This window comes from Flavobacterium sp. BFFFF1, from assembly GCF_002256285.1.
Classification (GTDB): Bacteria; Bacteroidota; Bacteroidia; order Flavobacteriales; family Flavobacteriaceae; genus Flavobacterium.
Map to the genome: position 1 here is coordinate 59149 of NZ_NKJE01000018.1, position 20472 is coordinate 79620.

At 46.4% G+C, this 20472-nt stretch carries 17 protein-coding genes; 7 read left to right on the forward strand and 10 right to left on the reverse strand.

The window, feature by feature from the left end; genetic code table 11:
* Positions 1–14: 14 nt before the first annotated feature.
* The 8 genes from CFE23_RS11790 to CFE23_RS16595 all read right to left on the reverse strand — a co-directional run bounded on the left by CFE23_RS11790 (position 15) and on the right by CFE23_RS16595 (position 7772).
* On the reverse strand, positions 15–1265 hold the full coding sequence (locus tag CFE23_RS11790; protein ID WP_291088253.1) for a restriction endonuclease subunit S: 1251 nt from the start codon (positions 1263–1265) through the stop codon (positions 15–17).
* On the reverse strand, positions 1265–2656 hold the full coding sequence (locus CFE23_RS11795; RefSeq protein ID WP_291088255.1) for a Fic family protein: 1392 nt from the start codon (positions 2654–2656) through the stop codon (positions 1265–1267). Before CFE23_RS11795 ends, CFE23_RS11790 begins: the two co-directional genes overlap by 1 nt.
* A gap of 17 nt (positions 2657–2673) precedes the next feature.
* Entirely contained in the window at positions 2674–4020 is a 1347-nt protein-coding gene (locus CFE23_RS11800) for a Fic family protein (RefSeq protein ID WP_291088257.1), read from the reverse strand.
* A gap of 1 nt (position 4021) precedes the next feature.
* Complete coding sequence (locus CFE23_RS11805; protein ID WP_291088259.1) at positions 4022–5548, reverse strand: type I restriction-modification system subunit M; 1527 nt, start codon at positions 5546–5548, stop codon at positions 4022–4024.
* A 2-nt stretch (positions 5549–5550) separates the two neighbouring features.
* A complete protein-coding gene (locus CFE23_RS11810) occupies positions 5551–6105 on the reverse strand; it encodes a restriction endonuclease subunit S (RefSeq protein WP_291088261.1) in 555 nt (184 codons plus the stop codon).
* Between the two features lie 302 nt (positions 6106–6407).
* The gene (locus CFE23_RS11815; RefSeq protein WP_291088263.1) at positions 6408–7016 is read right to left on the reverse strand and encodes a hypothetical protein; all 609 of its coding nucleotides are present in this window, start codon (positions 7014–7016) and stop codon (positions 6408–6410) included.
* Positions 7017–7026: 10 nt separating this feature from the next.
* A complete protein-coding gene (locus CFE23_RS11820) occupies positions 7027–7476 on the reverse strand; it encodes a hypothetical protein (protein ID WP_291088265.1) in 450 nt (149 codons plus the stop codon).
* A 125-nt stretch (positions 7477–7601) separates the two neighbouring features.
* Entirely contained in the window at positions 7602–7772 is a 171-nt protein-coding gene (locus CFE23_RS16595) for a DUF1720 domain-containing protein (RefSeq protein WP_363331596.1), read from the reverse strand.
* Between the two features lie 213 nt (positions 7773–7985).
* Between CFE23_RS16595 and CFE23_RS11825 the strand changes: the two genes are divergently transcribed.
* The 3 genes from CFE23_RS11825 to CFE23_RS11835 all read left to right on the forward strand — a co-directional run bounded on the left by CFE23_RS11825 (position 7986) and on the right by CFE23_RS11835 (position 13799).
* Entirely contained in the window at positions 7986–8879 is an 894-nt protein-coding gene (locus CFE23_RS11825) for a carboxypeptidase-like regulatory domain-containing protein (RefSeq protein WP_291088266.1), read from the forward strand.
* Positions 8880–9235: 356 nt separating this feature from the next.
* Positions 9236–13522 carry a CotH kinase family protein gene (locus CFE23_RS11830; protein ID WP_291088268.1) on the forward strand — a complete coding sequence of 1429 codons (4287 nt, stop codon included), beginning with the start codon at positions 9236–9238 and terminating at the stop codon, positions 13520–13522.
* 130 nt (positions 13523–13652) lie between these two features.
* Entirely contained in the window at positions 13653–13799 is a 147-nt protein-coding gene (locus CFE23_RS11835) for a hypothetical protein (RefSeq protein WP_291088270.1), read from the forward strand.
* A gap of 104 nt (positions 13800–13903) precedes the next feature.
* Here the strand turns inward: CFE23_RS11835 and CFE23_RS11840 are convergent, their stop codons facing one another.
* The gene (locus tag CFE23_RS11840) at positions 13904–14779 is read right to left on the reverse strand and encodes a hypothetical protein (RefSeq protein ID WP_291088272.1); all 876 of its coding nucleotides are present in this window, start codon (positions 14777–14779) and stop codon (positions 13904–13906) included.
* Between the two features lie 269 nt (positions 14780–15048).
* On the opposite strand from CFE23_RS11840, the gene CFE23_RS11845 reads away from it, so the two are divergent.
* From CFE23_RS11845 to CFE23_RS11860, 4 genes are all read left to right on the forward strand, one after another.
* Positions 15049–15858 (forward strand): hypothetical protein, encoded by an 810-nt coding sequence (locus CFE23_RS11845; protein ID WP_291088274.1) that lies wholly within the window; start codon positions 15049–15051, stop codon positions 15856–15858.
* A 99-nt stretch (positions 15859–15957) separates the two neighbouring features.
* Positions 15958–16515: a hypothetical protein gene (locus CFE23_RS11850; RefSeq protein WP_291088276.1), complete on the forward strand. Its 558-nt coding sequence runs from the start codon at positions 15958–15960 to the stop codon at positions 16513–16515.
* On the forward strand, positions 16508–17275 hold the full coding sequence (locus CFE23_RS11855) for an ATP-binding protein (protein WP_291088278.1): 768 nt from the start codon (positions 16508–16510) through the stop codon (positions 17273–17275). Before CFE23_RS11850 ends, CFE23_RS11855 begins: the two co-directional genes overlap by 8 nt.
* A gap of 1 nt (position 17276) precedes the next feature.
* Positions 17277–17936, forward strand: coding sequence for a response regulator transcription factor (locus tag CFE23_RS11860; protein WP_291088280.1), 660 nt, complete (start codon positions 17277–17279; stop codon positions 17934–17936).
* A 2-nt stretch (positions 17937–17938) separates the two neighbouring features.
* Here CFE23_RS11860 and CFE23_RS11865 read toward each other — a convergent pair.
* Positions 17939–20472: hypothetical protein (locus CFE23_RS11865; RefSeq protein ID WP_291088282.1), on the reverse strand; the 2534-nt coding region annotated here is incomplete at its 5' end.

The window sequence follows — 20472 nt, forward strand, 5'->3', positions numbered from 1 at the left end:
CTTTCCTTTTTAAATTAATACTTCAACCGCTTGCTCCCCGTCAACAACACCTGCATCAATCCCTTTTTCTGCAACTTCATTTGATCGAGCTTCGTTTTTAATAATTGGATTTCTTTGTCAATCGACTCAAGAACATTAGCTATAGCTTCCTGCTCTTTCTTCTCTGGAATAAAAACTTCTAATTTTAAAAAGTCCTTTTTACTCATTACCCTGTTTCTGCCAGCTCCACCAGGAGAAATCAGGTCAAGCATATTTTTAAATCTGTTTCCCAGAATAAAAAACTTAAAATACAACGGCGATGCCTCTTCAGAAAAAGTATAAGTTGGAAAGCGATGGGAAACTAACCCGCCTTCATCTGCTTTAGTTGCAATTGCAATAGCCTGTTCCCATGCAAAAGTTATATTTACAACCAAATCATTTTCTTTGACCATATACAACTTATCCATAGCTATAGCTTTAGGATCAAAATTAGGTTTGTGAAAAATCCCTTTACCATGGCTTCTTAAGCCCAATGCTAAAAACAAATCAATAGGTTTGTTTACTTCTCGCGGTGTATAAATTAAAAACTTTTGAAGCGACTTATAATTCCATTTATTTTCAAATCCTTTCAATCGCTTTTTACCCGAAAGCAACCCTTGCATCAACCCCTTTTTACGAAGCTCTTTTTGAGTAATAAGACTGTTCAGTTTTTCAATAGTTTTATCCCACTCAGAAAGGCAATTGGCTATAGCTTGTTGTTCTTGAATTTTCGGATACGGAATTTGTAATGCTGCATACTCCAAGCTATTTATGCCTGGCTGACCACTTCTCATACTTGTCGTTTTTACCCAATCCCAATAAGGTTTTGATTTTGTATAAGACCATAGAAAATATTCATTTACTACACTCACGTCAATCCGAAACCGGATAAGGAAACCTGCAAAAACCAACTTACCGTCATTTTCATTATATAAATATGATTTTCCCACTGTCGCACCAGTTCTCACGAATACAACATCATTTATCTGCAATAAAAAATTATCAGCATTTGCATTATTTACCGAAGTTTTTTTATCCAGACAAAATCTACCTTCATCATCAATATCAGTAATTCTAATATATGCTGGTAAATTTTCACTGTATTCAACAGCCGCAGCATTAATTCCATATTCTCCTTTACCAAGGCAAACACTTCTCAATTTCTTCACCTCCCACTCCTCCGGAATAACTCCCAAAGCAGAATGCTTATATCCTACAGCTATATCATTTTCCTTTATTATCGACATTAAATTTTACTTTTTTTCGAATTCTTGATTTCCGTTAAAACCGCAGCAGCTAATGTTCTTACGATTTGCTGGGCTTCTTCAATACTTAGTTTTTCAGAATAAAGCGATTTAATAAAATAATCGTCTCCCGAATAACTCCCCTTATTGTTGATCACATAGCTATATCGATCAAAAGTCACATACAACGTAGAGGAAATACCAAAAGTGTTAATGCCATCATATTTAAATGCCTCAAAGTATATCTGCATCTCGACGAAATCAATATCTGTAATGGTATAGATCTCCTGATTTGCAATCTCCTCGGTTGTTAACGTCAAATGACTCTTCATTGTTAAAAATAGCTCATCAACATCCTTAAATTGAAATTGTCTGTCATTCCTGGAACTAAACCGTATACTGTAATGCTTTTTGGCAAACATATCGTCGAACTGGCTTAGCTTTTCTTTAAACAAAGCAAATAATGATGCTAAGGAACTGTCGTATAAATCAACTATCACCTTTCCTGATTTTTCAATCAATTCATTATCGCCTCTTCTGCCGGTTAATTCCTTTTTAAACAAACTGATTTCCTTATCCAAATCATCATCCTCAGCCAAATCCTCATTCCGCGCCGCCTTCAATGCCATATTCAACGACCATTGCAACTGCTCCGCGATATACGCAATAAACGGCGCATAATCGCCAACATCAGCCAGGCGTAAAACCCTTAAGTAATTGACCTTATCCTTCGATTTAATGATTACAGGCGGATACCCGTACTTCAATAATACATAATTCATCAGCAGCCTCGAAACCCTGCCGTTGCCATCATCAAACGGATGGATGCGCACAAATTTATAATGCAGCAGCGCCGCCAGCGTTACCGCATGGACAGCTTCTTCTTCACCCCGAAACCATTCTATGAGTTCCTGCATCAATGCAGGGGTTTCTGCCGGAGAAGCATAGTTGAATATTTCACCGTTTGCCAGTCTTACAGAATTGGGTTGTTCCTTGTATTCGCCTACTTTAATCAGTCTTCGAGTATCCTGCCCATCAGGCGTAATGGCTTCTTTCCAGAACGGGCGTACCAACAGCACCTTATTAAGGTCCCTGATGTCCTGCTCCGTTAAAGGACGCTCCCTGTCCTTCGCCAACTGCTCCGTCATATGATACGCGACATCATGCGCCTTCATTTCTTCATATTCGCGCATCGTATGGCTGCCCTTCGTGTCATCAAAAATCAGCAGCAATTCCGTTTCACTGTACGACAGCGTATTCCCTTCCAGATGATTGGAATTATAATTGAATTCCAATCGGAATTTCTTATCCAGCTTTTGTTTATTCTCCGGGCTCGCGGCAGGCAGCGACTTCAATTCTGCCATTAACTCATCAACAATATCGAGTGGGTGCATGTAAATTGATTTTGAAGTTAATTAATGTCGTTTTTGATTTCGTTTAAAAGTTCAGACGCCAGATCAGACGCCATAGCTTTAATGACTGAAGCATCAGGAAATAAACTATACTTATACTCTGCTGCAAAAACGTCTTTAAAATTTAAAGAGGCACTGATACTATAAGTTGAAGTTTCAAATTCCAATTTAAAATTGATTTCATATTTGGTTTTATTTGAACCTTTCAAACCGTACTTGTAATGACGCCATTCTACCAGATAAATATCGTTGCTGTAAATTCCATGCCCGAATATTTTTATCTCTTCAGGCTTTTTGGTACGCTCGAAAATATTCATCACAGACTGAAAATGAATTACTTCCTCCTGATGGTTTACAAAATGGTTGGTTCTGCTTTCACTGAAAAACTCATCAAATTGGGAAGTTACTTTCTCGATGGCAGGCCACACGTCATCCCTCACATAATCAAAGATAGTAGCGATATTTTGTGGTGACTTCGTCAATTCTTTTCCCGCAAATTGCCTCCTTAACAGCATTATTTCTTTTCTAAGATCATCATCCCCGGTAATGTCCTTTCCTTCAATAGCATCCAGCACCAGTTGCTGTGAACGCAGGATCAGCTTGGCGACATAATCATAAAACAATTCCGTTGACCCACCATAACTCTGGATATCACTAATATAATTGTAATAAACACTTCTTTCTTTTTCAGTAATCCAGAAAGGCGCATAACCCTGTGCGATCAAAAGCAGGTTGGACAGGATCCTGGCTGTCCTTCCATTCCCGTCGTAAAATGGATGTATATCAAGGTATTCCAGATGGAATTCCAACGCAATATCAATAGGATGCGGAGCCTCTTTTTTTCCTGCTGCAATGGCATCTATTCCTGCATTGGTCCTGTTCAGCAGGTCATGCATCTTGTCTTTGGTCTCTTCGGGAGTCGCAAAATAATATTTTTCCCCTTTATGGTTATATATCATATTCTGCTCTTCTTTCCATTCCCCTATCTTAGCTTTTTTAACCTCATCGTCCTCAAACATAATGGCTTTATGAATCCTCTTTATCCTGAATTCAGAAAGTCTCGCATCACCTTTTCCAATGGTGAGGATGTCAGTAATTACTTCATCATGCCCTCTCATTTCCAGTACATCCTTCAGAGGCTTCTCGTTAACCGTAAGATTTCCCGTCATCACACTCCGCGTTTCAGCCACTGTAAGCGTGTTCCCCTCCATACTGTTGGAATTGAAATTCCATTCCAGTCGGAACTTATAATTGATTTTCTTTTTCTGTTCGTCAGTAAGAGGACCATGCTTTTCAATCTGAGCTTTTAAAGCATCTATCTTGGTTTTGGTTTCTTTGTAACTCATCTTAAATAAATTTAAGTTCCTTTAAATACCGATGCATCTCTTTCTGCACCTCAGCCAGCTCTGCTTCCAGTTTATCAATTTCCTGCTGTACCGCCGTAATATCAATCGCAGCCTCTTCCTCAAAAGTATCTACATACCGCGGGATGTTCAGGTTGTAGTCATTCTCGGCAATCTGCTCCGGTGTGCCGACAAAAGCATATTTATCTTCGGCAACTCCTGCCGCGACTTTTCCCTCATTGAACGCCCTGTACAGGTTCACGACCTTATCAATATCAATATCACGAAGCCTGTTTTGGTTTTTACCATTCTCAAAATGCCTGCTCGCATCTATAAACAAAACATAGGTGTTTTGGGCTTTCGCCTTATTAAAAACCAATACCGCTGCAGGAATACCGGTCCCAAAGAACAGGTTCGATGGCAAACCAATCACGGCTTCAAGCAGGTTTTCCTCAATAAGCTGCTGCCTGATCTTGCCTTCGCTGCTGCCCCGGAACAATACACCATGTGGCACCACCACCGCAGCTTTCCCCGTCGCATTTAAAGTTTCTACCATGTGGGAAATAAAAGCCCAGTCGCCTTTACTCTTAGGAGGGACACCACGCCAGAAACGGTGATGCGGATCTGCAGCGGCTACATCGGCACCCCACTTGTCGAGCGAAAATGGAGGATTGGCCACTACTGTATCGAATAACATTAAGGAGTCGCCTTCCTTTAGTTTTGGGTTTCTTAAGGTATCACCCCAACGGATGGTCGCATTGTCAAATCCGTGAAGAAACATATTCATTACCGCAAGTGCCCAGGTACTGCCATTGGCTTCCTGCCCATACAGAGAGAAGTCATTACTGCCTACTTGGCGTCCTGCTTTAATCAATAACGACCCGGAGCCACAAGTCGGATCACAGATACGCCCTCCCGGTTTGGATTTGGTTACTTTAGCCAAAAGTGTAGACACCTCAGCAGGCGTAAAAAATTCACCTGCTTTTTTACCGGCATCCCCGGCAAAGTTGGCAATCAGGTATTCATAAGCGTTTCCAATCACATCTTCCTTCTCCAGATGCGACGGACTTAAGTCGAGCGCACTGAAATCGCTTAACAAGTTTTTAAGCCTGACGTTCTTGTCCTTCACGTCGCCCAGATTACTACTATTAAAGTCAATATTCCGGAATATCCCGCTACCATCTTCACTACTGAGCTTATCCCTGTTGGCTTCCTCAATATCCGCAAGTGCTATATTAATCAGTTCGCCTATATTATTATCGTTACGATGTTCATATAAGTAATCAAAACCACAATGTTCAGGAATAATAAAACGCTCCATTTTCATCGCACGCTCTGTTCTTACGACATCACCGGAATACTTCTCAAGATAAATCCGCTTCTTTTCCTTATTCACATCGCTCACGTATTTCAGGAATAACATCGTAAGGATATAATCTTTATATTGAGAAGGATCTATAATCCCCCTGAAAGTATCACAGGCTTTCCAAACAATCTGGTTAATGTCTTTCTGGCTTAATTTTTTACTCATAGCTATTGCTGAAATATTTTATAGGTTAATTCATTTACATAATCATTGTGAAGAAATTGAATTCTGGTCAGCAACTGCTGTTCCTTTTGCTGAAGCGCACTCAATTCGGTAATCTTCTCTTGTTGTGTTATCGTCGGCAAAGTGATTTCAATTTCTTCCAGAACACTTTTTGAAATCATAGGCATGGAGCTACCCTTCGATAATTGATCAAGAAAGATAATTGTTTTAGGATGATTTAAGTACCATGCCAAAAATTCCGGAATCAATCTTTGGTGGTCAGTTTTTATAATCAGGAACGTGCCCGACGCAACCGCAGGACTATATTCCCCTTTATATACAACTGCAAAAAACATCCGACCCTTGGCCACAAACAAAATATCTCCATTATTAAGCACATGTTTTTGCAAACTGGGATTCAATACTAAGGAAGGCTTTAGGTTTTTCTTCCAATTCCTTTCATCATCAAAATCACTGGCCTGTATGTAGAATAAATTGGGATTGGCTTGCGATTTCGCAAACACTCCTGATTTTATGATAGATAACTGCTTTACCACCATCTTGAAAACTTTTCACAAGAATACGCAATTTATTTGAAATATGCAATTTTATAAATCAGTATATTTTGTACTAAAATAAAAGTGCCAACAAAAACCTGTTAAATTTTCCTCTACATAAACACTTACCATACATTAATACAGCAAAAATGTATCTGAATGAAACTGAGGCAGGGTTGTGATAAAAGTACAACAGAATTTCCGTGTCAATTTACGGTTAACCGTAACCCGCACTATCAACAGCCAAATACTTCTCGATACGATTGCCTCCGCACGCTACAGCAATCACCCGAAGTGACGGACGTCTACTTGTTCAATTCTACCGTATACACTTTGCCTTTTAGACTGACCACATAGACTTTGCCAGGCAATACATAAAACGTATTGGTGGTCGTGCCCTTCTTGGTCTGCAGGCGCAGTTTCTGGCCGGCCGGGAATGGTGGGCTTTCCCAAACATCGCTCGCAGGCAGCGTGTACGGCTGCTGCTGCCCCTCAGGCCCGAGCCGGATCGGGAGGTCCTTCGCAACCTTATTCACCACCGTAACGACGGATTGGTACCCGGGGCTCGCGCCTAGCGGCGGCGACAATGGCACCTCAAGCTGTACCGGGGCCTGCGCATCAGGTGGAATGTTCACTGGAAACGGGCGCCCGCCATAACCGTCCTTCACGGCAACCACCGTATACGGTGCGCCACAGGCGACAGTAAATTGCGCCGCGCCGTCGGCATCTGCAGGTTTTTCCTGAAGCAGGTTTTCACGGTCGTCCATTAAACGAACCATCGCACCCGCAACAGGCGTGCGGTCATACGCGTTCGTCACACGCACCTTCAGCAGTACCTCGCAAATCGTATCCTTGTTTTGGGCAAAGCCCTGTAGCCCCATGACAATAAAGAGCAGTAGTATGGTTTTTTTCATGGTGTTAGTTTTAAACATTGGTGTTGCTGTTGTTGCTGTTTGACGCGCTCTCCGGACCCATCTTGCCGAGTAAATAACCCGCAATCGTACCCAACAGCCCCATCGCCGGCGCAATCTGGTTATTCGTATAGCCCGCCGTAATCAGGTACAATGACCCGATCACAATCAGTGTCACGATGATAAACTTAATCGTATCCTGGGGCGAAATGTTCAATCGGTACACGAGGATAATCTCCCCGATGATCAGCAACAGCCCAAATCCGAGTACACACAGGGATAAGTTAAAAGATGTTGCCGTCATCGGCACCGGCACATGCTCATCGCTCACATTGGGCTCCTGGGGTACATCTTCGGTGGTCACTGCTTTCTGCTGTACCGAGTCGGTAACCGTCTGCGCCAGCGTTTCCTGTGCGAACGCCGTCAGCATCAACAAAGTCACGAAAAATAAGAATGTTTTCATTGGTATTGGTTTTTGTGGTTGGTCTTGCAGCGGCTTTTCCGCATCGGGATAAATGTAATGGATTGGTTACAAACACGAAATACCCGCTAGAGGGTATATTTGCGTCGTTTCAACGTTCGTAATTATTAAATATTCCCAAACATCCCAGTCCTTTGCGACACGAACCGCGTTCTTTGCGATACGATCCCCGTCCTCTGCGACACGATCCCCGTCCTTTGCAACACGAACCGCGTCCTTTGCGACACGATCCCCGTCCTCTGCGACACGATCCGCACCCTCTGCAGCACGAACCACATCAAAAATCGTAAAAATAATCACTAAATGTTAACGTTTTCGCCGCAATACCCTGTAAACATTGCAATTACAATTTAACACGGCGTTAAATATCAGTTAAACCTTACTTTTTCAATAAACAATTTTGGGACAAAATCGTCTGTCTATTTGTATGGGGTCCGCATCGAGCAGATCAATACAAAAACCTTACTATTAACTGTTTAAATTGGATTACCATGAAAATTAGACAAGAGCGGAAGCTCGACATGTACAACGTAACCTCCGGGTTCCTTACCGCCACCGATGTGGCCATTATCAACCAGATGCCACAGTTCACCGTGGTACACGACAAGCTGAAAGCCGTCATCGACCGGATTGAGGCCGCCTCGCAGGTCCAGGTCCGCCAAACCACCGGCTACACCCAGCAACGCGACGCCCTGCGCGAACCCATCGAAACGCAGGCGACAGAAATTACCCGGCGCATCACGGTCTTTGCTATCAACACCAGCAACGTCTCGCTCGAACAAATGATGAAGTTCTCCAAATCCGGCATCCACCGCATGACCAACAAGCAGTTCATCGCAAACGCAAGGACCATAGTCAACCTCGTCAACCCGATTATTAAGGATGTTGAAGCCTATGGCGTCACACAGCCGATGATCGACGAATTCCTCACCGAAGTAGAAGCGCTCGACAACTACCTGCCCGAACCACGGACTGCTGTAGTCAACCGCACCTATTCCACCGCCGAAATCAACGCCATGTTTCGCGAAGGCGACCGCCTGCTGAAACTGCTCGACAAATACGTCGCGATGCTCGAGTTCCGCGAGGCCGATTTCTTCAAGCGCTACCGCCTGTGCCGCAGCATCATCGATCCCGCCGTACGCAAACGCTCACTCGCAGGCACCGTAACCGATGAGGACGGACAACCGTTGAGAAACGTACGCGTCGCGATCGCCGGGAAACCATCCACGCTGAGCTCCGACACCGGTGCGTTTCATTTCCCGCACCTCACCGCCGGGGAATACCCGGTAGCGTTCGCACGGAACGGCTACAAAGACCTGATCGTGAACGCACTGATCACCAACGGCACCCGCACCACGCTAAACGTTGTGCTGTCCGAGCTATAATCCATAAGACCATGTTGCTTATTGAGGTACGCCCCGCCATGGGGCGTTTTTTTATGGGCACCGCCCAAGGCGCAATTCGTAATTCATAATTTAAAATTTAAAATTCATCCTTCATCCCCACTTTAAGCACATGATTTCACGTCCACGGCACTACTTTTAACGCGTAGATGTTCGATTGCCGGGTCGGCGTAAGGGCGGGTTGACGCCCGCCCCCAACCGCCCCAACCATCCCCAAAAAAAAACATACCCGGTTGAAACAAAGCAAATTATCATTATCTTGATACCCTCGGAACGCCATTCCGTACCAACATAAAACACCAACACACCGCCACCAGCGGCCAAAACCGATGACCACCATGCACAACACTACCCTCCACCGTTACCTTACCACCTGCCTGCTCCTGCTCGCCGTATGGGCCAACGCCCAGGATACTGACAAGCAAAAACAATATCCCGAAATCCCGGCGGCCTACCTTTCCCACCCCGAACTCGGCACCACCACCCACAGCGCCACGCTGCACGAAGTCGCCTACGAGCTGCTGCAGGACCGCACCGCCTACACCCGCACCTTCCTGAACACCAACAAGACCAAAACCACCGTGCGCTCCTCAACACCGCTGCATTACAAAGCCAACGACGGGCAGTGGCACACGCTCGACTATACGCTGTCGCAAAAACCGAACAGCCTCGTATACCCCGCCCAAAACCCGTTCTTTGAACTCGGTGACCGCTGTGTTTCGATGACCCTTGCCGGGCAGCGCGTACAAATGGACAAACAATCGCATTGGACGTTTGTGTCGCACAACGCCGTCGTAAAGGAGTTCCGGACCATCCGCCAACCCGCGGCAGTGAACAACGGCAACTCCATGATCTTTAAGAACGTTGCGCCCCAATTGGACCAACAGCTCACGCTGTACCACCAGGCGCTGAAATACAACTATACCCTGAACAGCGCCGACGTGCTCCCGACACAATTTGACGCACTGCGCATCGAAGACGCCATCGAGCTCCCCAGCGGATACACCATCCGACAGGAGCCCGGCGCCAATGGAACCACCCGCCGCCTCGTCATCCTGAACCCTAAAGGCGAAACCGCGATGGTGTTCCAGCAACCCCTGATCACCGACAGCAAAACCGGCGACCGCAACCAGCGGGCACAACCGCTTGAGGGAACATACCAATTGACCAAAGTAAACGACCACAGCTACAAAATAGCAGTCCTGGTAGATGGCGCGTGGCTGCGCGCCGCTAACCGCGTCTACCCGATCCATATTGATCCCGTAGTGACATTGACCAACCCCGACGTCGTCAACTCCTGCTTTACCCCCGCGTATGAGCAGTCGACGCTGCAGGTAGACGTACCCGCCGGAGAAACCATCTTATCCGCAAACATCAGCTACGACTTTGTCGCCGCTGCAGGCTCCGGTGCGTACATGTCGGACCAGAAAAGCTACGTTTCCGGTCCCGCCGGACAAACGCCGGTGACCTACGGCGTGGGCAATACCGAAGGCACCCATACGTACAGTATCACGGACAGCCCGATCGCGAATGTCACATCTACGGGACAGGTCGATTTCACGTTTCACTGCTCCCGCACCTGGGGCGGCAGTGGCTGCGATGCCGCATTTAACTTTGTCGACCGCCGCGAAGTCACCGTCACCTACGGGACGATCGATTTTGGTGACGGACCGATCTACATCAACGAATACTCGGCGTCAAACCGCAACTTCAACGACGGTTTTGGCCGGACCGAAGACTGGATTGAGCTGTACAATGCGAGCCCGGACACGTATTTCAACCTCGCCGGCTACTACCTTAGCAACAACATCAACAACCCCACAAAATGGCAAATCCAGGATGGCACCATTCCACCAAACAGCCGGGTACTTGTGTATTGCTCTGACCGCGACATTTCGTCCGGTACGGTGTTGCACGCGAGCTTTGACCTGTCGCAAACCGACGGTGACGAAGTGGTTCTCGCCGACCCGAATGGCGTTATTCTCGAATCGCACACAATGTTTGTGACACAGACCAACCATTCCTATGGCCGTACCACAGACGGCGCCGCGACCTGGAGCGTGTTTAAGAACGCTACCCCGGGCACTGCCAATACAGGTGGCTACGCCAATTACACCACTAAACCCACACTGAGCATCGCGCCGGGACGCTACGCCGGACCAATCACCGTATCGATGGCGTCTTCGGGAGCCAATGAGCAGATCCGTTACACCACCAACGGCGCCACCCCGACAGCATCATCGCCATTGTACACCGGACCAATAAGCGTCACACAGTCAAAAGTGGTGCGCGCGCGCGCGTTCTCGACACTGGCGACCGTGTTGCCGGGCTTTATCGAAACCAATTCGTATTTCATCAACGAAACATCTACGATACCCGTCGTATCCATCTCCGGCGACGCCGACCTGTCACAACTGCTCGGCGGTACCCAAAACGAACCCACCGGTTACTTCGAATATTTTGAGAGCAACGGTGCATTCGTCGACGAAACCATGGGCGATTTCGACAAGCATGGCAACGACTCCTGGGTGTACGACCAGCGTGGCATCGACTTTATTGCGCGCGACGACCACGGATACAAGAAACGCCTCGAACACCAGTTCTTCGATACCAGCAGCCGCACGAACTTCAAGCGGCTGATTCTCAAAGCCGCGGGCAGCGACAACTACCCCGGTCAGGAAGGATCAATGCACATGCGCGATGTGTTTGTACAGAAGCTTTCCGAGTTGTCCGGCCTGGACCTCGACGAAAGGCGTTCGACGTTTGTATCGCTGTTTGTCAATGGCCAATATTGGGGCATTTATGACCTGCGGGAAAAGGTAGACGACAACCAATACACCGATTACTACTACGGACAGGATTATAAATACCGCGACAGCGACGAATACATCCAATACATTAAAACGTGGGGAAGCACCTACGCCGAATTCGGGAACCAGCCCACACTCGATGCCTGGCAAACCCTCACCGATTTTGTGCAAAACAACGACATGTCAGTAGAAGCGAACTTCAACTATGTCGACAGCCAGCTCAACATCAACAGCCTGATCGATTACTTTGTACTGAATTCGTACATGGTGAACCGCGACTGGCTGAACTGGAACACCTCATGGTGGCGCGGAACCGATCCTTCGGGCGGTGCGTTGAAATGGCGTTATGCACTGTGGGACATGGACGGCGTGTTGGGGCATTACACCAATTATACGGGTCTGGACGACACTTCGGCAAACGCCGATCCGTGCCAGGCAGAAACCATCCCTGTGGGTGTGGGGCATACGCAAACCATCGGCAAGCTGATCAATGAAAATCCGGGTGTCAGGCAGCGTTACATCACGCGCTACGCCGACCTGCTGAACACGCACCTGTCCTGCCCGAATGTAACGGCATTGTTCGACAGCATTGTGGCCGCCATCGCGCCTGAAATGCCACGGCAGATCCAACGCTGGGGCGGCGACATGGCCACCTGGGAAGCCAATGTACAGGAAGCACGCGACTTCCTGCTGACGCGCTGTTCACAAACAATCAGCACGGGCCTCGTAGACTGTTATGATGTGACCGGGCCTTACACGGCGGCGTTCGAAGTCGAACCCGTAAACACTGGAAAAATCCGCATGAACTCTGAATTGCTGGCAGCCTATCCATTCAACGCCGAAGTCTTTGGCAACATCGACACGCTACTGAAGGCCGAGCCAAACGACGGATACCAGTTTGACCACTGGGAAGTGGATGGCGCTACGATTTCGCCTGATGCGACCAACGCTGAAATCGTATTGCAGATCGCGCAGGCCACCTCAGTCATCGCGCATTTCTCTGAAGTGTTGAACAGCGAGCAGGCGCTTTACTACTGGCACTTCAACACACTGCAAACACCGCAGGACGTCGTAACCATCCCGGCAGATTACAGCCAGGTAGCCACCGCCACACCGGTGATGACGTACACCGGAACCGGCCCACGCGATATTGATGCTTTTAGTACGGGCTCGATTGTAAACATTCACCTGAACCAACCGTCCGGCAAAGGCGCACGCGTGAGAAATCCTGCGGATGGCCGTACACTCGTGTTCGACTTACCGACAACAGGATACAAGAACATTAAGTTTGCCTATGCGGCGCAACGTTCCGGCGGAGGGCAGTTGTCACACCAACTCTCGTACAGTGTCGATGGTACTACATTTACGCAGGCAGGGCTTTCGCAGAACCTCTTTAACGTGGCTACAGACTACGCGTTGATCGAGGTAGACTTCAGTGCGCTGGCGGCGGTCAACAACAACCCGAATTTCAAGATACAGATTGCGTTTGCAGGCAATGTTACCGGCGACAGCGGCAACAACCGGTTTGACAACATCACGCTAAAGGGTGTGGAAGACACGCTTGGGGTCCCAGTTTTAGAAGACACGACATACCAGGTCTTCCCGAATCCGTTTACGAGTGACGTGCAAGTACGCTGCAGCGCACCGATCGCAGACCTATATGTCTATGACCTGGTCGGAAAGAAGGTATGGCAGCAAACCGGTAGCGGTAAAACCGCAGAAACGATGGACCTCAGCGCTTTAAACCGCGGCGTCTATCTCCTGAAGATCCGGACGGCCGGTGGCTTTATCACGCACAAGCTGGTTAGGGAATAAGGTGTAGAAAAACATGCGGGCGCCATCTTCCCGCAGCACCTGCGGATTTGTAAACTGTAACAGATTCGCATTAAACCGTAAAAGCTTCCGGGTAATGTTGTGGCATCTTTGCTGCACCAATACTATCGCCATGGAACAGTATCATTTACAGGGAATGCAATCGCTGGCACAGCACCTCAGCGCTTACAGCATCTACTACGAGCCCGAGGAAGAAAAAGATGACATTGACAACGACATTCCGGATGAGAATGCGGTACGGGAGCCAGAGGAGCGGTAACTTATTTGATCTTTCCTTTATTAATAGGTCGCAGTGGTTTAGATTGCGGAATCAATGCCGGTGATTAATAACAAAACACCTCATAGAGGTGTTTCGTTCACCTGTTAAAGCTTTTCAACGGATACCGGAAACCCTTTGCTGTCCAGGAATACCCGGTGGTTTGTTTTAAACAGTTTATAAATGGGAATACCGTAGCTGATTGTCACAAACGGACGCTCCTGATTGGCTTCGATTTTACCATATTCATAACCCACTCCCACCTGAAAATCCAGTATGGCAATTGACAAAGTTGGAGCGAATACGTTTTTAGGATTGTCGCCGGTTCCCGACTCATATAATACTCCTAGAAAAAAACCCAACGTATTCGAAAACTCTTCGTCTATTACTTTTCCTTCACTATTACGCGAAACCGTCGCCCGGCCCAGCGAAATTCCAAACCCTGCCCCGATGGACGAAAACAGTGACACATTACCCTTCGCACTGCTTACAAGACTTCCATTGTTATACTCTGGCTTATAAGCGTCAAAACGGGCTATCGGAATATTAAAATTTGTAGTGATTAATGAACGTTTGTAAACCGCTTTGGTGTTGCTTAAAAGCCTGTCTGTCGCAAGCATACCATTAATTGCTGCATCATCCGACACTTTCAAAGTCTGTGTCGCCAGCGCTGCAATCGCTTGTGCATCAGTGTATACACGCACTGCCTCCGGCTTCGAATTTTCACCAGCAGCAGTTGTCTGCCATACGATGGCATAACTGTCGGCGGGCAGGTTTGCGACAGCGGCATCAACATCACCGGAAGCGGGTATTAGAATATTAATGGCAGCAGCATTGGATGCTGGTTTAATGTGTAAGGTAGCCGTTGGAAGACCGGAGGCTACTACTCTTGTTACTGTCAGCATTTTGATGACTGGTTTTTCCTGGCACAGCATACTGGAAGGCAACATGGCGAGGAATAAAATAAGGATTGTTTTTCTCATAATCTTAATGTTTAAATTAATATCTGGTTTATGAGTTCAAAACTATTTCCTTTAGCCTGTCTGCGCCATAGCGAAACCCCTACTTCGTCTCAGGATTTACCCTAATGCATTAAAAATCAAATGCTGCCGCATTCGGATTAATTTTTTTAATAACTTTATCAGCAACGGCTTTAATAGGGGAAACATTATTAAAAACTAGGGTTTTACCGAAGTTTGAATTTTGTGTAGTGTGGGAACTTTGTGCTTATTAACTTTTAATTTTTTTAGTGATGAGAAAATCGATTATAATGATGTGCATTTGTTTATCAGTCCTTGGTTGTAGGGAAAATGTAAAAACGACTAAAGCGACTTTCGAGGAGACTGAGACAAAAACTAACGTGTCTGCGAAAATTACGAGAAAGAACAATACCATTCCGGCGCCTATAATACTTGTAGTTAATTTACAACGCATTCCGGCGGGTACCCGACGTAACGATTGGATTGATAAATATGGACATTATTGTGTAGAAGCGACATTAAATGACGTCCCCAACAATAACTGTGGCAGTGGCCGAAAATATTTTTGCCTTTCCAATTTTAGCACGGATAAGGTCATACAGGCTACATGGATCAGGGAAAACAGGGATTACTTATGCTATATCGAATCAAAATATTATATCGAAAACAGTCACGCCCTTTTGCTGGACGAAGAAGGAATGGAAAGGGCAAATACTCTTATATACAGGCCAAAAAGCCTCAATGAAATTAAACGAATAATTGAACTTAGTGGCGGTAGCTATGAGGAGGATAAGTATGATCGATATCTTTCCGTGAATTTAAGCGATGACCCTTCCAATTTAATTGTTGCAAAAAAAGAATTTGTTTCAGAGGGGACATGTTATTCGTTGCAGAATTTTAAAAGTATTGTGGAAGTAAATAGGATTTCTGGCAACCCAATTTTTGAGTTCACAGTCTTCAATGATGAGGAATCAGGAAATGCTTACCCTTTCTTTAGAGTTAGACCTAATAATGGGCCGCTGTTATACTATGATTTTTCAGACAATCCAACTCTACTATTGAACCTATTGAAGAAAAAATAATCAATGCACGACCCCATCCCATTTTACTTGACCCCCATAAAATTACTTGTTTTAGCCACATGCGTTCACGGTGTGGCTTTTTTGCGCGGTAAAGACAAAATGCATAGGCTCTTATTGTTGATCCTTGTGGTAGGCTCCGTGAATGAAATGGTAACCTCATCATTAAGATTTTGCCTGCTGGATAAATACGTTCCGCTGGCTGTTTCAATCGACGTAATTTTCTTTGATGTTTTCTGGCTAATGCTTTTATATCGATTGTGCGGCTGGAAAAGATATGGCTATTGGATAATAGGCTTTTTTGCAGCGTTTGCGTTAGCTAATCTGTTTTTCTTTGAGGGAACCGTGAAACTGAACTTTACTACGTTTATCGTTGGGGCATTGCTTTATATCACTTCGTTAATTGTTGAAAGTTATCGCCGCCTTAAAGACGAGCAGTATAATTTCTTTACCTCCAATAACTACATCGTACTTTTTTCTCCCGTTACCCTGCTGCTGGGAATGAGTTTCGTTTTTGCTTTCTATTCCCATGAAGTAACGATGGTAATACCCTTCGGCGGAATTAACCTATGGTCTTTTGTATCAACTTATGCCAACATCATCTACTATGTGCTTATCAATATTTATATCTACCGCGAGCGAAAAGCCCGTCATGGATAAAGTCGCTTTCGGTATTGTTATCGGATTGCTGTTTGTTACGCTGATCATGGCCTTCTGTGTGCTGCTGATCCGCCTATACTTTACCAAAATCAAAGCGTATACCGCCCAGTTGTACCAAAAAGACATCGACTTCCAGAAAACATTAAACACAACTATAGTCGAAACCCAGGAACAGGTCCTGAATAACATCTCGCAGGACCTGCACGACGATGCCGGGCAACAGCTTACGTACATCAACCTGCAGCTGGAGCACATCAAGCTCGATGCGCCGGAACTGATGCCCTTGCTGCAACCTGTCTCCCAATCGGTAGCGGAGTTATCCGAATCGATCCGCAGCATCAGCCACGCCCTGAATAACCAGCTCATTACCCAACAGGATTTGCTCAAAGCCATCGAAAATGACATGCAACGCCTAAATAAAAACAAGGGCACCCAGTTTAAGGTTTCGGCCCCAACCCACCCAATTGCACTGCCTACAGAACACAAAATCGTAATCTACCGCATGTTCCAGGAAATCGTCAATAACATCCTGAAGCACGCCAAAGCCGGAAACGTCCAGATTGATATAGCGACCCGTCCTTTTCTGATGAGGGTTAGTGACAATGGCAAAGGCTTCGACCCCGCCGTAGCTTCGCAGCAGCAATCCATGGGATTGCAGAACCTTATTGCAAGGGCTGCACTTATTGGTTACGCCATCTCGATTGTTTCGGCGCCCGGCGAGGGGACCGTAATTACATTAACTGCCCCTAACCACCAATGATATGGAAAAAATAACCATCGGGATTATCGACGACCACAAAATCGTACGGCAGGCACTGCGCGAGCTTATTGAAAAGATGGGTGACTTCCTCGTGAGCCATGAATTCGAGAACGGGGAAGAATTCCTCGAGGCGCTTCCGCTGGCCAACGCACCGGAAGTCTTCCTGCTGGATTATTCCATGCCTTACAAAAATGGGATTGAAGTGCTTCAGGCGATTGAAGAAAGGGATGAAGAGTACAAGATGCTGCTGCTCACCCAGCACTTTGAGGAAGAGATCATCAATGGCGCCTACCACCATGGTGCGCGCGGATTCCTGCATAAGAATTGTACATCGCAGGAACTGAAGGCCGCTATTGACAACGTTATTACGATTGGCTACAACAACATTACCGAAATCCTGAAGCGCATACGGAACTTTGACCCGAATAAAAACAAAAGTGCTAAGCCAATCAGGTTGTCTGACAGGGAAATGCAGTTCCTCACGCTGGTATGTGATGAACGGGAGCTTACTTATGAGCAGATGGCCGACCTGATGCACGTTTCCATAAAATCGATCGAATCATACCGTGCGGCACTTTTTGACCGTTACCACATCAAGTCGAAAGTCGGACTCGTATTGTTTTCTTTCCGGCACAAGCTTACGCCGCCGTTTTTAGGGTAACGCTATCCCACCGGTTTGCTCCCCTTCATCAAATTGTTCACCATCCCCAAAGTCGTTGTAATTGCTGTTCCAAACGCCAGCAATTGCGAAAAGCTTTCCTTGTTCAGGTACATCAGCAGGACGAGCAGGCTCACGGCAACGATGATCAGTGGCAGACGCAGTTTGGTAAAAAAACCGTCCTTGCTTTCCTGTTTATAATCAGCGATGTATTCCGGTTCTTTTTTATACTTATTCAGGATGTATACCCTGAAGACCTCATTACTCACCCTCAGACGGCCTGTTGCCGGATTACAGTTGATCACACCGGCTTCCATGAGCGAGATCAGGATGTCCCTATTCTTATAGTTTAAAAAATGGTCCCGTGAGAAATCAAACAATACATTCCGGTGTACTGCCGGGATATCATTCCAGGCCTTCTCATATTTGGCATCAAACTCCTTCAGGTTTTCATGCAGTATAAACTCCTGTCTATGCATAGGCCATAACTGCTGTTTGTCTTTGCTGAACAACAACGGTGGCTTGCCTCTTATTGCCCCAGCTTCTGCTTCTGTCTCCGGCGACGGTGCTGCGGAATCTGCGGCATCATCAGCATATTCACAGGGCCATTCCTGCTGTACGGGAAGTGGTGGGCTTTCCTTGTAATAATGCTCGAATCCCGCCTGCATCAGGCTGAAGAAGAAGAAACGGTTGCTGTAATAGTCTATCAGTCCTTTGGTTAAAAGATAAATGATACACATCGCCGCAAACAGCAGCAACAGCGTGACGGCCTTTTCTACATTGTCTAATGGACTCAGTGCATCTGTGGTTTTCAGATACGAAATGGGTCTTGGATCTGTAAAGCTAAAACTTTCCAGTTGTGCATTGGACGGGCGGCCCAGTAAGCCTATATCGAGATGTCGTGCAAGTACATCCGCATGGGTCAGTTCTTTTACAGGCTTCGGGTCACAGCCACAGCCATTGGCTTCAATAATACAAGCTCCTTTTTCATCATCGGCTGAAGCACAGTACCAGACGGAAATATCATTTAACTCGGTAATATAAATCGTAGTACAAAGCAGGAACGGCAGCAAGCCGAAATGCTTCAACAGCACCATCGTAAAAAACCGGCTATAGTATTTCCTATTGATGCCTTTATTCCATTCTGTGCGGTTACCGACGGCTTGCTCGTTTACTTTCAGTTTCTTATATCGGGCGATAATGCCAAAATGTACCGAGAAGGTGACAAGCAATGCGATCACAAAATAACCATTATAGATGGCTATAAATGCCAATACGGCGTTCAGTGCGATCAGCCATGCAGTCTTATTGAGCAATTTCTTTATCGTAAAGCGGTTGTTGTTAAGCAATGCAAAATTCAGGAAGGCAATGTTGACACCGGTAATAAGGCATAACCACAGCGCAATCGAAGCCGGCAATATAAATGAGGCTGCGGCGATGGCTATGATTACAACACTATTTATCTCGAAAAGCTTACGGTACTCCTTCGTTCGGCTATTGTCCGGAAACAGGTAAGCCAAATGCTGCTTTGAGAATACACTGAGTCTCCCTGCGTACAGCGTTGCTGAGTACACCATCATCAGCAGCATGATGAATACACCATAAAGCAACGTGATCAGGAAAGTGTTGGAGAACGAGAACAGCGACAGGCTTTCCTGGAATCGAAGGTCTCGCATCGCAATAACATAAATGGGATTGTCTGCAATAGGGTTTGCACCGTTCCTGAGCTTCTGCCCATACATCTGGTACTTTACGCCCTGGTACTCCGTCGTAAATGTACCGGTATCGTTGCCCGCAAGGAGCCGCAGCAGTTCCGCTTCATTACTGGTCCCTTCGAGCAGGTTGCCGCGCAGTACTTTTCCGGGGTCATTTTGGAAAAGGATATCACCGTTGCCTTTTACGATCAGGAAAGCGGTTCCGGGTGGGACCTTTATGATCTGGCTCAGGTTGTCACGAAATGAAATTCCGCTGATACCGCCGTCTTCTATCTCTTTGGCATAGATCCATTGATAGTTATGATCACGCCGTGATAATACGCCTGTCAGCACCTCATCATAACGGACGTCCTTAAGCAGCTTAAAATACTCCCTGTCCCGGTACATCCTTCGTATGCCGGGCATTTCCTTATTGCGGTTCGAGGCAATCAGCCCCGTGCTGTCCATGGTAAAGTATTCCTCGAGACGGTTGAAAGAAGTAAGCTCCTGAAACCCGTCGCATCGGGAGTCCACTGAATCATTTAAGAAACAAAGACTGTTGTGCCTGATTTCCATTTTTGCAAAAAGAGGTGTCTTATCGTTGATGACTACCGCTCTGTTCCTTACATGGGCATTGAGTTCAACACTGAAATATTTAGAGACATTATCGGCAAGCCTTTTCAGGTCAACTTCGTTCTTATTCTTCAGCAGCGAACCCCAGCCGGTAACCATCAGGAAAGTCACGAGCACGGCAATCAGCGCTCCGGTGCAAAATGCCACGCTGACGAAATCGCGCTGCGACATCCTTTCCTTATCGTCACTGAGCACAGGCTTGATCAGGCTCA